Origin of the sequence: Herbidospora galbida (assembly GCF_005233835.1) — a bacterium.
Taxonomy (GTDB): Bacteria; Actinomycetota; Actinomycetes; order Streptosporangiales; family Streptosporangiaceae; genus Herbidospora; species Herbidospora galbida.
Window position 1 is genome coordinate 401416 of sequence record NZ_SZQA01000001.1, and the last position, 14182, is coordinate 415597.

At 72.5% G+C, this 14182-nt stretch carries 13 protein-coding genes; 12 read left to right on the forward strand and 1 reads right to left on the reverse strand.

Annotation, left to right across the window (positions count from 1 at the left end; translation table 11 throughout):
* The first annotated feature begins 6 nt into the window (after positions 1-6).
* The 12 genes from kynU to FDA94_RS01980 all read left to right on the forward strand — a co-directional run bounded on the left by kynU (position 7) and on the right by FDA94_RS01980 (position 13441).
* Entirely contained in the window at positions 7-1242 is a 1236-nt protein-coding gene (gene kynU / locus FDA94_RS01925) for a kynureninase (protein ID WP_137245245.1), read from the forward strand.
* Positions 1239-2564: an FAD-dependent oxidoreductase gene (locus FDA94_RS01930; protein WP_137245246.1), complete on the forward strand. Its 1326-nt coding sequence runs from the start codon at positions 1239-1241 to the stop codon at positions 2562-2564. The genes kynU and FDA94_RS01930 overlap by 4 nt, the downstream gene beginning before the upstream one ends.
* Positions 2561-4054, forward strand: a complete 1494-nt coding sequence (locus FDA94_RS01935) for a 2-hydroxymuconic semialdehyde dehydrogenase (protein WP_246059459.1) — start codon at positions 2561-2563, stop codon at positions 4052-4054. The genes FDA94_RS01930 and FDA94_RS01935 overlap by 4 nt, the downstream gene beginning before the upstream one ends.
* Complete coding sequence (locus FDA94_RS01940; protein ID WP_137245247.1) at positions 4051-4839, forward strand: 2-keto-4-pentenoate hydratase; 789 nt, start codon at positions 4051-4053, stop codon at positions 4837-4839. The genes FDA94_RS01935 and FDA94_RS01940 overlap by 4 nt, the downstream gene beginning before the upstream one ends.
* Complete coding sequence (locus FDA94_RS01945) at positions 4836-5741, forward strand: acetaldehyde dehydrogenase (acetylating) (RefSeq protein ID WP_137245248.1); 906 nt, start codon at positions 4836-4838, stop codon at positions 5739-5741. Before FDA94_RS01940 ends, FDA94_RS01945 begins: the two co-directional genes overlap by 4 nt.
* Positions 5738-6745, forward strand: a complete 1008-nt coding sequence (gene dmpG / locus FDA94_RS01950; RefSeq protein ID WP_137245249.1) for a 4-hydroxy-2-oxovalerate aldolase — start codon at positions 5738-5740, stop codon at positions 6743-6745. The genes FDA94_RS01945 and dmpG overlap by 4 nt, the downstream gene beginning before the upstream one ends.
* Positions 6742-7476 carry a 2-keto-4-pentenoate hydratase gene (locus FDA94_RS01955; protein ID WP_137245250.1) on the forward strand — a complete coding sequence of 245 codons (735 nt, stop codon included), beginning with the start codon at positions 6742-6744 and terminating at the stop codon, positions 7474-7476. The genes dmpG and FDA94_RS01955 overlap by 4 nt, the downstream gene beginning before the upstream one ends.
* On the forward strand, positions 7473-7898 hold the full coding sequence (locus FDA94_RS01960) for a RidA family protein (protein WP_137245251.1): 426 nt from the start codon (positions 7473-7475) through the stop codon (positions 7896-7898). The genes FDA94_RS01955 and FDA94_RS01960 overlap by 4 nt, the downstream gene beginning before the upstream one ends.
* Entirely contained in the window at positions 7895-8419 is a 525-nt protein-coding gene (locus FDA94_RS01965) for a 3-hydroxyanthranilate 3,4-dioxygenase (protein WP_137245252.1), read from the forward strand. Before FDA94_RS01960 ends, FDA94_RS01965 begins: the two co-directional genes overlap by 4 nt.
* The gene (locus tag FDA94_RS01970; RefSeq protein WP_137245253.1) at positions 8419-9423 is read left to right on the forward strand and encodes an amidohydrolase family protein; all 1005 of its coding nucleotides are present in this window, start codon (positions 8419-8421) and stop codon (positions 9421-9423) included. Before FDA94_RS01965 ends, FDA94_RS01970 begins: the two co-directional genes overlap by 1 nt.
* Entirely contained in the window at positions 9420-10433 is a 1014-nt protein-coding gene (locus tag FDA94_RS01975) for an alpha/beta hydrolase family protein (RefSeq protein ID WP_137245254.1), read from the forward strand. The genes FDA94_RS01970 and FDA94_RS01975 overlap by 4 nt, the downstream gene beginning before the upstream one ends.
* A 62-nt stretch (positions 10434-10495) precedes the next feature.
* Positions 10496-13441 (forward strand): right-handed parallel beta-helix repeat-containing protein, encoded by a 2946-nt coding sequence (locus FDA94_RS01980; RefSeq protein WP_137245255.1) that lies wholly within the window; start codon positions 10496-10498, stop codon positions 13439-13441.
* 84 nt (positions 13442-13525) lie between these two features.
* Here the strand turns inward: FDA94_RS01980 and FDA94_RS01985 are convergent, their stop codons facing one another.
* On the reverse strand, positions 13526-14182 hold the full coding sequence (locus tag FDA94_RS01985) for a DUF998 domain-containing protein (RefSeq protein ID WP_212735123.1): 657 nt from the start codon (positions 14180-14182) through the stop codon (positions 13526-13528).

Here is a 14182-nt window from a genome sequence, read left to right on the forward strand (position 1 = left end):
ACGACGATGTTCACCGAGGCCGACGCCCTCGAACGCGACGCGGCCGACCCCGGCCACCGCGATCTCTTCCACGTCCCCCCGGCGGAGGGCGGCCGCTACGCCGAGGCCGCCTACCTGGCCGGCAACTCGCTGGGGCTGCAGCCCAGGGCGACCAGGGGCGACCTGCTCGACGACCTGGACGCCTGGGCGCGGCTCGGCGTCGAGGGCCATCTCGACGCGGCCCGCCCGTGGCTGCCCTACCACGAGTTCCTGACCGGCACGGCGGCCCGGCTGGTCGGCGCGCGGCCGGCGGAGACCGTGGTGATGAACTCGCTGACCGTCAACCTGCACCTGCTGATGGTGTCCTTCTACCGGCCGACCGGCACCCGGACGAAGATCGTCATCGAGGACACGGCCTTCCCGTCCGACAGCTACGCGGTCCGCAGCCAGGCCCGCTTCCACGGCCTCGACCCCGACGCGACGGTGGTCAGGCTCGACCCCGCCGACGTGCTCGCCTACCTCGCCCGCGAGGGCCACGAGGTCGCGCTGGTGCTGCTCGGCGGGGTCAACTACCTCACCGGCGAGCTCATGGACATCCCGGCGATCACCCGCGCGGGGCACGAGGCCGGCGCGCTGGTCGGCTGGGACCTGGCGCACGCCGCCGGGAACGTCCCGCTGGAGCTGCACGAGTGGGGGCCCGACTTCGCGGCCTGGTGCTCGTACAAGTACCTGAACTCGGGACCGGGCGCGCTCGGCGGCGTGTTCGTGCACGAGCGGCACCTCGGCGACCCGGCCGTGCAGCGGTTCGAGGGCTGGTGGAGCACCGAACCGGCCACCCGCTTCGAGATGGCCCCGGTCTCCCGTCCCCCGGCGACGGCCGACGCCTGGCAGGTCTCCAACCCGCCGATCTACGCCATGGGCCCGGTCCGCACCTCCCTGGAGATCTTCGACCGGATCGGCATGGCCGACCTGCGCGCCCGCAGCGTGCGCCTCACCGGCTACCTGGAATCGCTGCTCGACGAGCTCCCGACGACCCTGGTGACCCCGCGCGATCCCGGCCGGAGGGGCAGCCAGCTCTCCCTGCGCATCAGCACCGGCAGCGCCCACGAGCTGGCCAAACGGCTGCGCTTCGAGTTCGGCGTCATCACCGACGCCCGGGAGCCCGACATCGTCCGGGCCGCGCCGGTGCCCCTGTACTGCTCCTACCACGACTGCTGGCGTCTGGCCGACGCCCTCGCGCACATCCTCGAGGAGGCCCGATGAGCGATCCGGACGAGATCGCGGTGGTCGGCGCCGGCTTGGCCGGTTGCCTGCTCGCCTGTTTCCTGGCCCGGCGCGGCCTGCGGGTCGCCCTGTACGAACGCCGCCCCGACCCCCGGACCGGCGCCGTCGAGCGGGGCCGGTCGATCAACCTGGCGCTGTCGGAGCGCGGCCTCGACGCGCTGCGCCGCATCGGCCTGGACAAGCAGGTCATGGCCGACGCGCTGCCGATGCGCGGCCGGGTCATCCACCCGGTGCACGGCGAGCTCGACTTCCAGCCCTACAGCCACGACGGGCAGCGGGCGATCAACTCGATCAGCCGTTCGGCCCTCAACAACGCCCTGCTGACCGCGGCGGCCGAGCAGCCCGGCGTCCGCATCGCCTTCGACCACCGGCTGACCGGCCTCGACCCGCGCACGGGCGAGATGACGTACGAGACCCCGCAGGGCGTCGTCCAGGAGAAGGCGGCCGTGGTACTCGGGGCCGACGGCGCGGGTTCGGCGGTGCGGGCCCAGCTGCTCGCGCACGCCGGGCTGACCGAGAGCCTCGACTTCCTCGACTACGGCTACAAGGAGCTGCGCATCCCGGCCCGCGACGGCGAGTTCGCGCTGGCCCCGGACGCCCTGCACATCTGGCCGCGCGGCACCTCCATGATGATCGCGCTGCCCAATCCCGACCGCTCCTTCACCTGCACGTTGTTCTGGCCCAACAGCGGCACCAGCAGCTTCGCCTCGATCGGCAGCCCCGCCGCGATCGAGCGCCACTTCACCGAGCACTACCCCGACCTGATCGAGCTCGCGCCCACCCTCGTCGAGGACTACCGGCACAACCCCGTCGGCCTGCTCGGCACGGTGCGCTGCACCCCCTGGCACGTCGGCGGGACGGCCGCCCTGATCGGCGACGCCGCGCACGCGATCGTCCCGTTCTACGGCCAGGGCGCCAACTGCGCCTTCGAGGACGTCGTCGAACTCGACCGCTGCCTCGACGAGACCGCCGGCGACTGGACCCGCGCGCTGCCCCTCTATGAGGAGCGGCGCAGGGACAACACCGAGGCCATCGCGAAGATGGCGCTGGCCAACTTCGTCGAGATGCGCGACAAGGTCGCCTCCCCCGTCTTCCAGCTCCAGAAGAAGGTCGAGCACGCCCTGGAGCGGGCCCTGCCCGGCCGCTACGTCTCCCGCTACGAGCTGGTCTCCTTCTCGACCGTCCCCTACGCGCAGGTGTGGCGGCGGGTGCGCCGCCAGCACCGGGTGGTCGGCGCGGCCGTCGGCGCGGGCGCCCTGCTCGCCGTCGGCGCCCTCCTGAAGGGGAGGCGCGGCGCATGACGCTGTGGACCCCGGATCTGATGTCCGGACGCCCGGCCGGTGAGCCGGGCCTGCTGCGCAACTTCGTCGACGGCCGGTTCGTGCCGGAGGGGAAGAGGTTCGCCAAGGTCAGCCCGGTCACCGGGGAGACGGTCTTCGAGGTCGCCGAGGCGGACGCCGGCACCGTCGACGCGGCGGTCGCGGCGGCCCGCCGCGCCATGCGCGGCCCGTGGGGCCGGATGGACGAGCGCGAACGCGCGCGGATGCTGAACGCCGTCGCCGACGAGCTCGACCGGCGCTTCGACGACCTGGTCACCGCCGAGGTCGCCGACACCGGCAAGCCGATCTCGCAGGCCAGGACGCTGGACATCCCGCGCGGCGCGGCCAACTTCCGGGCCTTCGCCGAGATCGTCACCACCACCCCGACCGAGTCGTTCGTCACCGGCGGGCGGGCGCTCAACTACGCCGTGCGCAAGCCGGTCGGCGTGGTGGCGGTCATCGTGCCGTGGAACCTGCCGCTGCTGCTGCTGACCTGGAAGGTCGCCCCGGCGCTGGCGTGCGGGAACGCGGTGATCGTCAAGCCGTCGGAGGAGACGCCCGCCTCGGCCACGCTGCTGGCCGAGGTGATGGCGGCGGTCGGCGTGCCCGACGGGGTGTTCAATCTCGTCCACGGCTTCGGCCCCGGCTCGGCGGGCGAGTTCCTCACCACCCACCCGGGAGTGGACGCGATCACCTTCACCGGCGAGTCGGCCACCGGCAGCGCGATCATGCGGGCCGCGGCCGACGGGGTGAAGGCCGTCTCGTTCGAGCTGGGCGGCAAGAACGCCGGGCTGATCTTCGCGGACGCCGACCTCGACGCCGCCGTGGAGGGCTCGGTCCGCTCCAGCTTCACCAACGGCGGCCAGGTCTGCCTGTGCACCGAACGGCTCTACGTGCAGCGGCCGGTCTTCGCGGAGTTCACCGAACGGCTGGCCCGGCGGGCCGCCGAGCAGGGCTTCGGCTGGCCGTCCGACCCGGCGACCGGCACGATGCCGCTGATCTCCCGTGGTCACCGCGAGAAGGTGCTCGGCTACTACGACCTGGCCCGCGCCGAGGGCGCGACCGTGCTGGCCGGCGGCGACGTGCCGGTCTTCGACGACGTGCGGGACGGCGGCGCGTACGTGCGGCCGACCGTGCTCACCGGCCTCGGCCAGGACGCCAGGACCAACCGGGAGGAGATCTTCGGCCCGGTCTGCCACGTCGCCCCGTTCGACGACGAGGACGAGGCGTTCGCGCTGGCCAACGACAGCGCCTACGGCCTGGCCGCGACCGTGTGGACCCGCGACGTCGGCCGCGCCCACCGGGCGGGCGCCCGGCTCGACGCCGGGATCGTGTGGGTCAACACCTGGTTCCTGCGCGACCTGCGCACCCCGTTCGGCGGGGTGAAGGCCTCTGGGGTGGGCCGCGAGGGCGGCGTACACTCACTCGCCTTCTATTCGGAGCTCACCAACGTCTGCGTGGACCTCTCATGACCGACATCCGGCGCGCGGCCCAGATCCTGCGCGACGCCTACGACACCGGCACGCCGTGCCCTCCCCTGCGCGGCGACCTGCTGCCCGAGGGGGACGTCGCCACGGCCTACGCCGTCCAGCAGGCGCAGGTGGAGCGGTGGACCGCCGAGGGGCGGCGGCCGGTCGGCGCGAAGATCGGGCTGACCAACCCCGTCGTCCAGAAGGCCCTCGGGGTCTTCCAGCCCGACTTCGGGGTGCTGTTCGCCGACATGGCGGTGCCCGACGGCGCGGAGGTCGCCCCCGGGCGGGTGCTCCAGCCGCGGGTGGAGGCGGAGATCGCGTTCGTCCTCGGCGCCGACCTGCCTCACGAGCAGGTGACGGTCGTGGACGTCGTCCGCGCGACCGACCACCTGCTGCCGGCCATCGAGATCGTCGGCTCGCGGGTGGCGAACTGGGACATCTCCATCGTCGACACCGTCGCCGACAACGCCTCCAGCGGCCTGTTCGTGCTCGGGACCAGCCCCCGCCGCGTCGCCGACGTGGACCTGCGGCTGTGCGGGGCGGTGCTCGAACACGACGGCGAGCCGGTCTCGGTCGGCGCGGGCGCGGCCTGCCTGGGCAACCCGGCGCACGCCGTGGCCTGGCTCGCCGGGACGCTCACACGGGCGGGCCGCCCGCTGCGGGCCGGTGACGTGGTGCTCTCGGGCGCGCTGGGGCCGATGGTCCCGGTGACCCCGGGCGCGGCCTACGAGGCGCGCATCTCGGGGCTCGGGTCGGTCAGAACCTGTTTCGGAGGTCTGCGTTGAACACCGGAGTGGCGGTGATCGGTTCCGGCAACATCGGCACCGATCTGATGATCAAGGTGCTGCGCCTGTCGAAGACGCTCCGCATGGTCGCGATGGCCGGGATCGACCCCGCCTCCGACGGCCTCGCGCGGGCCCGGCGGATGGGCGTGGCCACCACCGACAAGGGCGTCGAGGGCCTGGTCGCGATGCCGGAGTTCGCCGACGTCGACGTGGTCTTCGACGCCACCTCGGCCGGGGCCCACCGGCACAACGACGAGGTGCTGCGCGCCCACGGCAAGCTCGTCGTCGACCTCACCCCGGCCGCGATCGGCCCCTACGTGGTGCCGCCGGTCAACCTCGACGAGCACCTCGGCGAGCGCAACGTCAACATGGTCACCTGCGGCGGCCAGGCCACCGTGCCGATCGTGGCCGCCGTCGGCAGGGTCACCCCCGTCGTGTACGGGGAGATCGTCGCCTCCATCTCCTCGCGGTCGGCCGGGCCGGGCACCCGCGCCAACATCGACGAGTTCACCGAGACGACGTCCCGGGCGATCGAGGTGGTCGGCGGCGCCGAACGCGGCAAGGCGATCATCGTGCTGAACCCGGCCGAACCCCCGCTGCTCATGCGGGACACGGTCTACTGCCTCTGCGCGGACGCCGACCACGAGGCGATCGCCCGCTCGGTGACCGAGATGGTGGCCTCGGTCCAGGAGTACGTGCCCGGCTACCGCCTCAAGCAGGAGGTGCAGTTCGATCCCGTGGACGCCCACGTCCCCGCCCTCGGCCGGCGGTTCACCGGCCTCCAGGTGTCGGTCTTCCTGGAGGTCTCCGGCGCGGGCCACTACCTGCCCGAATACGCCGGGAACCTCGACATCATGACCTCTGCGGCGCTGCGCACGGCCGAACGGATGGTGACCCGGTGAACCGCCTCTACATCCAGGACGTGACCCTGCGCGACGGCATGCACGCCATCGCCCACCGCTACACGCCCGAGCAGGTCGCCCGGATCGCCGCCGCGCTGGACGCGGCCGGGGTCGACGCCGTCGAGGTCGCCCACGGCGACGGCCTGGCGGGCTCCAGCGTCAACTACGGCCACGGCGCGGCCACGGACGCCGAGTGGATCGAGGCCGCCGCGTCCGTCATGACCCGGGCCCGGCTCACCACGCTGCTGCTGCCCGGCATCGGCACCATCGCCGACCTGAAGGCCGCCCGCGACCTCGGCGTCACCAGCGTGCGCATCGCCACCCACTGCACCGAGGCCGACATCGCCGCCCAGCACATCGCCTGGGCCAGGGACAACGGCATGGACGTGGCCGGCTTCCTGATGATGTCCCACATGGCCGACCCGGCGACGCTCGCCGGGCAGGCCAAGCTCATGGAGTCGTACGGCGCGCACTGCGTCTACGTCACCGACTCGGGCGGCCGGCTGCTCATGCGCGACGTCGCCGAACGGGTCGACGCCTACCGGCAGGTGCTCGACGAGGGCACCGAGATCGGCATCCACGCCCACCACAACCTGTCGCTCGGCGTCGCCAACAGCGTCGTCGCCGTCGAGCACGGCACGACCCGGGTCGACGCCTCGCTCGCCGGGATGGGCGCGGGGGCGGGCAACGCCCCGCTGGAGGTCTTCGCCGCCGTCGCCGAACTCCACGGCTGGCCGCACGACTGCGACGTGTTCGCGCTGATGGACGCCGCCGACGACCTCGTCAGGCCGCTCCAGGACCGGCCCGTGCGGGTCGACCGCGAGACGCTCTCGCTCGGCTACGCCGGGGTCTACTCCAGCTTCCTGCGCCACGCCGAACGCGCCGCCGACCGCTACGGCGTGGACGTGCGCGCCATCCTGGTCGAGCTGGGCCGCCGCCGCATGGTCGGCGGCCAGGAAGACATGATCGTCGACGTGGCGCTCGACCTCGGAGGAACCCGATGATCAGTGAGCTCGCAGACCGCCTCGACCAGGCCGCGCTGACGGCCACGGCCATCCCCCGCCTCGCGGCGGCGGCCGGTCTCGACCCGGCCGGGGCCTACGACGTCCAGCGGGCGCTGATCGAACGGCGGCTGGCGCGCGGCGAACGCCTCGTCGGCCTGAAGATGGGCCTGACCAGCCGGGCGAAGATGGCGCAGGTCGGCGTGGACGAGGTCATCTGGGGCCACCTCACCGACGGCATGCGGATCGACGACGGCGGCGCGCTCGACCTGACGCGGCTGATCCACGCGCGGGCCGAACCCGAGGTCGCGTTCCTGCTCTCCCACGACCCCGAACCGGTCATCCGGGCGGTCGCCCCGGCGCTGGAGGTGATCGACTCACGCTTCGAGGGCTTCGACTTCTCGCTGCCCGACGTGATCGCCGACAACACCTCGGCGTCCGGGTTCGTCGTCGGCCCGTGGCGGCCGGCGCCCGAGGGGCTGGACAACCTCGGCGTGCTGCTGGAGGTCAACGGCCGGGTGGTGCAGACCGGCTCGACGGCCGCCATCCTCGGCGACCCGCGCCGTGCCTTCGACGCGGCGGTCCGCCTGGCCGGTGGCCGGGGCGTCGAGCTGCGCGACGGCTGGATCGTCCTGGCCGGCGCGGCGACCGCGGCCGTGCCCTTGAGCCCGGGCGACCACGTCCGCGCGGTGGTCGAGAAGCTCGGCACGGCGTCCTTCAAGGCGGCCTCATGAGCGCGGGCAAGATCGTGCCCGGGAAGGCCACCCCGCGTGGCCGGTTTCCGCATCTGAAGGTCGCCGGGGGGTTCGCGTTCGTCTCGGGGACCTCCAGCCGTCGTCCCGACAACACCATCGCGGGCGCGAGCGCCGACGCGATGGGGACCACGTCGCTGGACATCCGGGTGCAGACCCGGGCGGTGATCGAGAACATCGGCGACATCCTCGCCTCGGCCGGGGCGGGCCTGTCCGACCTGGTGCAGGTGACGACCTACCTGGTGAACATGAACGACTTCGGCGGCTACAACGAGGTCTACGCCGAGTACTTCGACGAGACCGGGCCCGCCCGCACCACCGTGGCGGTGCACCAGCTTCCCCACCCCCATCTGCTGATCGAGATACAGGCCGTGGCGCTACTGCCGGAAGGAGTCGAACAATGACCGACATCACGGAGCCGGTGAACTTCCCTGGCTGGATCGAGGGCAACAAGCACCTGCTCAAGCCACCGGTCGGCAACAAGGAGATGTTCCCGGGCGGGTCGGACTTCATCGTGCAGGTCGTGGGCGGCCCCAACCAGCGCACCGACTTCCACGTCGACCCCTATGAGGAGTTCTTCTACCAGGTCAAGGGCAACATGCACGTCAATCTCATGACGCCTGACGGGCCTCGGACGGTGCACATCCGCGAGGGCGAGATGTGGATGCTGCCGGGCGACGTGCCCCATTCGCCGCAGCGGCCCGAGGCCGGGTCGATCGGCATGGTGGTCGAGCGGGTGCGCGAGGAGGGCACGCTGGAGAAGTTCCAGTGGTACTGCCTCGACTGCGGCCACCTGCTGCACGAGGTCGAGCTCCAGGTCCGCGACATCGTCAAGGACCTGCCGCCGGTCTTCCAGGCCTTCTACGCCGACGAGGCCGCCCGCACCTGCGCCGAGTGCGGCGCGCTCCACCCGGGCAAGGGCTGATGGCCGGGCCCGTCGTCGACGTCCACACCCACCTGGTGCCGAAGGGGTGGCCCGACCTGGCCGCCCGGTGCGGCGGCACGGGCTGGCCCTGGCTGCGCGTCGACTCCGAACGCGCCGCCATGATCATGGTGGGCGAGACCGAGTTCCGCCCGATCGGCGCCGAGGCCTGGGACCCCGGCACCCGCCTGGCCGACATGGACGCCGACGGCGTCGACGTGCAGGTCGTCTCGCCCACGCCGGTCTTCTTCTCGTACGACCGCCCGGCCGACCAGGCCGTCAAGGTCGCCCGCATCTTCAACGACCTCACGCTGGAGATGACCGGGAACAGCGAACGGTTCGTGCCGTTCTGCCAGGTGCCGCTCCAGGACCCGGAGGCGGCGTGCGAGGAGCTCGACCGCTGCCTGGCCGACGGCCACGCGGGCGTCGAGATCGGCAACCACGTCGGCGACCGCGACCTCGACGACGCGGGCATCGTGATGTTCCTGCGGCACTGCGCGGAGGTCGGCGCGCCGGTCTTCGTCCACCCGTGGGACATGCCCGGCGGCCCGAGGCTCGACCGGTGGATGGCGCGCTGGCTGACCGGCATGCCGGCCGAGACGCACCTGTCGGTGCTGGCGCTCATCCTCGGCGGCGTCTTCGACCAGGTCCCGGAGACGCTGCGGCTGTGCTTCGCCCACGGCGGCGGCAGCTTCCCGTTCTGGCTCGGCCGCGCCGACAACGCCTGGCACCGCCGGGGCGACGTGGTGCGCGGCCGGTCGGCGCACCCGCCGAGCCACTACGTCGACCGGTTCTCCGTCGACAGCGTCGTGTTCGACCCGGCGGCGCTGCGGCTGCTGGTGGACGTGCTGGGCGACGACCGGGTCATGGTCGGCAGCGACTACCCGTACCCCCTGGGCGAGCGCCCGGTCGGCAAGGTCGTGCGCGACGCGGAGTTCCTCGGCGCGGAGCAGCGGGACAAGCTGCTGTCCGGCAACGCCCTGCGCTTCCTCGGGAGAACACGATGATGCTGGTGGCGGTCATGCCCGGCCTGACGGCCGACCCCGATCTGGTCCGGCACATCGCCGAGACGGAGTTCCGGCGCCTGGGAGTCGACGGCCGCGTGGTGACCGGCCTCGACGAGACGGCCGACGCCGTGGTCGCGCTGGGCCGCCCGGTCCCGCACCCCGCCCCCGTCGTCTGGTACGACCCCGCCGACACCGGCCCGGTCGAGGTCTCCCCCGGTTCCGTCCACCTGTACGGCCGGGGTCTCTGGGGCCTGACCTGGGCGATCCGGCACGCCTTCCACCGCCTGCGGCACCCCGCCGAGCGCGTCGCCTACGGCCCCGGCGACGAGCAGTGGGGCGACCTGCGCCTGCCGCCGCACCACGACGGCGGCCCGTTGCCGGTCGCGGTGCTCATCCACGGCGGCTACTGGCGCTCGATCTGGGCCGCCGACCTGATGGACGCCCTCGCCGTCGACCTGGCCGAGCGCGGCTACGCCGCCTGGAACCTCGAATACCGCCGCCCCGACCGGCACGGCTGGCAGGCCACCGTCGCCGACGTCGCGGCCGGCCTCGACCGCCTGACCGGCCTCGACTTCCTCGACCTCGACCGCGTCGTGGTCTTCGGCCACTCGGCGGGCGGCCAGCTCGCCCTGCGCGCCGCCGCCGACCAGGCCCGGATCGCCCTGGCCGTCTCCCTCGCCGGGGTGGTCGACCTCACCGAGGGCGAACGCCGCCGGGTCGGGACGGGCGCGGTCGCGCACGCCCTCGGCGGTCCCTCCGCCGACCTCCCCGAGGTGTACGCCGCCGCCGACCCGATGAGCCGCCTGCCGCTCGGCGTGCGACAGCTCATCGTCGTGGGCGCCGACGACGACCTCGACCTGCTCGACTTCAACCGCCGCTACGCCGCCGGGGCTCGTGCGGCGGGCGACGACGTCACGTATCTCGAACGGCCGGGCGACCACTTCGCGGTGATCGACCCGGCGTCCGAGATCTGGGTTTCGACGATGACCGAGGTGGACGCATTGACGTAAGACGTCATACGAATTACGTTCCCCGGTGGGCCTCGCGCCCTCACCGGAAGAAAGGAACCACTGTGCGTCCATCCCCCAAAACGCGCAGACGTCCGGCGGCCGCCCTGGCGGCCGCACTCACCGCCGCGCTGCTCGCCGGGACGTTGTCCGCCCCCGCTCACGCCGCCCCCACGAGCCAGACCATCGTGGTCGCGCCGACGGGCGCCGCCAACGCCGACGACGACGGTTCCGGCCGCAGAGACGAGCCGCTGGCCACGCTCGGTGAGGCGCAGCGCCGGGTCCGGGCCGCTCTCGCCCAGGGAAACATCAACGTGAACGTGGAACTCCTCGACGGAGTCCACCGGCTGACCGCGCCGCTGCGCCTGGACGCCGCCGACTCCGCCGATGAGGGCGCCGCCGTCACCTGGACGGCCGCCCGCGACGCCCACCCGGTGATCAGCGGCGCCACGCCCGTCACCGGCTGGGAGCTCGACGACGCCGCCACCGGCGTCTACAAGGCCGCCGTCGGCACCGGCTTCGACACCCGTCAGCTGTACGTCGACGGCAAACTCGCCCAGCGGGCGCGGCTCAGGATCGCCCGCAGCGACATCACGCTCAACGCGGCCGGCTTCACGATCAACAACCCCGCGCTGTCCTACCTCTCGGGCCTGCCCGACCAGAAGCGCATCGAGCTGCAGGCGATGCTGTCGTTCACCAACCGGTTCGCGCCCGTCCAGAGCATCACCGGCTCCACGGTCGTCATGCAGCAGCCGGCCTGGGACAACAACACCTACGGCTACGACACCATCCAGTCGCCGCTGCGCGCGGCCACCTTCACCCTGCTCAACTCCAAGAGGTTCCTCGACGAGGCGGGCGAGTGGTACCTCGACACCACCGCCGGCGTCCTCTACTACAAGCCGCTGTCCGGCCAGGACATGACCAAGGCGCGCGTCGAACTGCCCCGCCTGGAGTCGCTGCTCCAGGTCGGCGGCACCTACGACGCCCCGGCCCGCAACCTGCGGTTCGAGAACCTGACGTTCACCGGAACCACGTGGCTCCACCCCGGCACGAACGACGGGTACGCCAACCAGCAGACTGGCGTGTTCATCAGCGGCGTCCAGCCGCACCGGCCCGCCGACGGGTTCACCTCCTGCGCGTTCGGCTGCAAGGGGTTCGAGGGCTCCCGCAACGGCTGGGCCCAGTCGTCCTCGGCCGTCCAGGTGTCGGCCGCCGAGGACATCGCGTTCACCGGCAGCACCTTCACCAACCTCGGCTCCGTCGCGCTCGGCATCGGGAACGACGCCAACGCCCACGCCAGCGCCGTCGGCCTGGGCGCGCGCAAGGTGTCGGTCGTCGGCAGCACCTTCACCGCGAACGCCGGTGGCGGGATCATGGTCGGCGGCGTCCGGCCCGACGCGCACCACCCCTCCGACCCCCGCATGATCAACAGCGACATCTCGATCAGCAACAACCGCGTCTTCGCGACCGCCCTGGAGTACCTCGACCAGGACGCGATCTTCGCCAGTTACGTCACCCGGCTGTCGATCGAGCACAACTACGTCTCCGACATGCCGTACACGGGCATCGGACTCGGCTACGGCTGGGGCGCCAACGACCCGGGCGGCAGCCCGGAGTACGTCAACCGCGGCCTGTACGACTTCCAGCCCGTCTATGACACGCCGACGACCCTGAGCGACGTCCGCGTCGTCGGCAACCACGTCCGCAACGTCGTGCAGACGATGTTCGACGCCGGGTGCATCTACACGCTGTCGGCGATGCCGCGCAGCGTCATCGACGAGAACTACTGCGAGAACAGCGGGCAGCTGGGCCTCTACTTCGACGAGGGCTCCCGCTACCTGAGCGCCAGCCGCAACGTGTTCGTCCGGACCGCCGCCCAGTGGGCGCACGCCAACAACCAGAACGGCAACCGCACCGGCGACCTCACCCTGATCGACAACTTCGCCACCAACCCGGCCATCACCGGCATCACCAACGGCCAGCGCGGCAACGTCGCCCGGGGGAACCTCACCGTCACCGAGGCCACGCTGCCCCTGGAGGCCAGCCGGGTGATCTATGAGGCCGGCCCCACGGGCGACCACCGCGGTGCCCCCGAGGCGCAGCGGCCTCCGGTCGGCGCGGCCCTGGCGGCGAACCCGCCGACCCTGCGGGCCGGGGAGTCGACGGAGGTCACCGTCACCGTCCGCAACTTCAGCCCGCGCCGGGCCTCGGAGTTCGCCGTCGCCCTCACCGTCCCCGCCGGCTGGCAGGCCGAGCGCGTCGGCAAGCCCGTGCGCTACGGTCTCGACTCCGGCGTGTCCGACAGCGAGACGTGGAAGGTCACCGCCCCCGCGTCGGTCGCCACCCCCGTCAGCCGGGCGGAGGTGAAGGCGACCGTCACCGGCCGGGCCGACCAGGCCGCCTTCAGCCTGACCCGATCGCTCACCGTGACGGCGCTCAACCCGCTGACCTCGATGAAGAGTCACGGCTCGGTGCCCAGCCAGTTCGCCGAGGCCGGAGGGGAGTTCGTCATCCTGACGTCGGGAGCCGACATCTGGCAGGACGCCGGCGGCTCCTTCGACGAGTACGGCGCGATCTACCGCGACGATGCGGCCGGTGCCACCGCCACCGTCACCGCGCAGGTCACCCGCATGGACAACACCAACGCGTGGGCCAAGGCGGGCGTCGTGCTGCGCAACGACCTCACGGGCTCGGCGGCCTCGCCGGGCTACGCGGCCGTGGTCGCCACCCCCGGCAACGGGGTGGCGTTCCAGTGGGACGCCAACGGCAACGGCTACCTCGACTCCTTCAGCGGGGCGTCGGGCGTCACCGCGCCGGTGTGGGTCCGGCTCGTCCGCACCGACAACCAGGTCAGCGGCTACTACTCCAAGAACGGCACGACCTGGACGAAGGTCGGCCCGACCGTGACCCTGCCCGGCATCGCCGAGAAGCAGGACGCGGGGCTCATCGCCACCTCCCACGCGGCGAACGTCACCGGTCAGTTCAACTTCAAGGACTTCAGCGTGAGCTGACCACACGACACCCGCCGACAGGGAATCCGTGACCCGCGGCCGCATCCGTCGCCTTTCCGGCGATGCGGCGCGGGTCACCAGGTTTCATGGACACGACACAGGACGCCTCCGCAACGCCGCCCCGGCCAGGACGAAGCCGATCAGGAACGGATACACGACGCCGCGTTCGACGAGGCCGATGAGGATCCCCGCGCCCGATTCGAGCAGGGCCATGTAGCCCGCCAGCGAGACCAGGCCGATCACCCCGGCCGCGACCAGGACCCGGCCGAGCCTGCGGGACAGCCCGAGGAGCCGGTGCGCCGTGCCGATGAGCACGGCGAGGACGTTGCCGCCGATGAAGGCCGAGAAGGCGCCCAGCCCGTGGTAGTCGGCCGCGGTGCTCGCCGTGTCGCCCGAGCCGGGGAAGAACGCCAGGACGACGCCCCCGGCCGCGAGCAGCACCGCCATCGCGACGATCGGCAGGCGACGGCGGCCGGGCAGCCCCCTCAGCAGGACGGCGCCGGTCAGCGCGGCGATTCCGAAGAGGAAGAACCCGGTGTTCATCACCCAGGCGAGCGGCGAGTACATGTACTGCCCGAACGCGGTCGCGGGGCCGCGCACCCCGAGGTTGCTGATGAAGTGGTGCGTGTAGCTGTAGGGCGGGTCCGTCCACGCCGCCGCCGCGACGAACTCGGCGGTGAAGTAGACGCCGGCGCCGGCGATGAGCGCCGCCCCCGCCGCGCGGCTCCGTACGTCGGACAC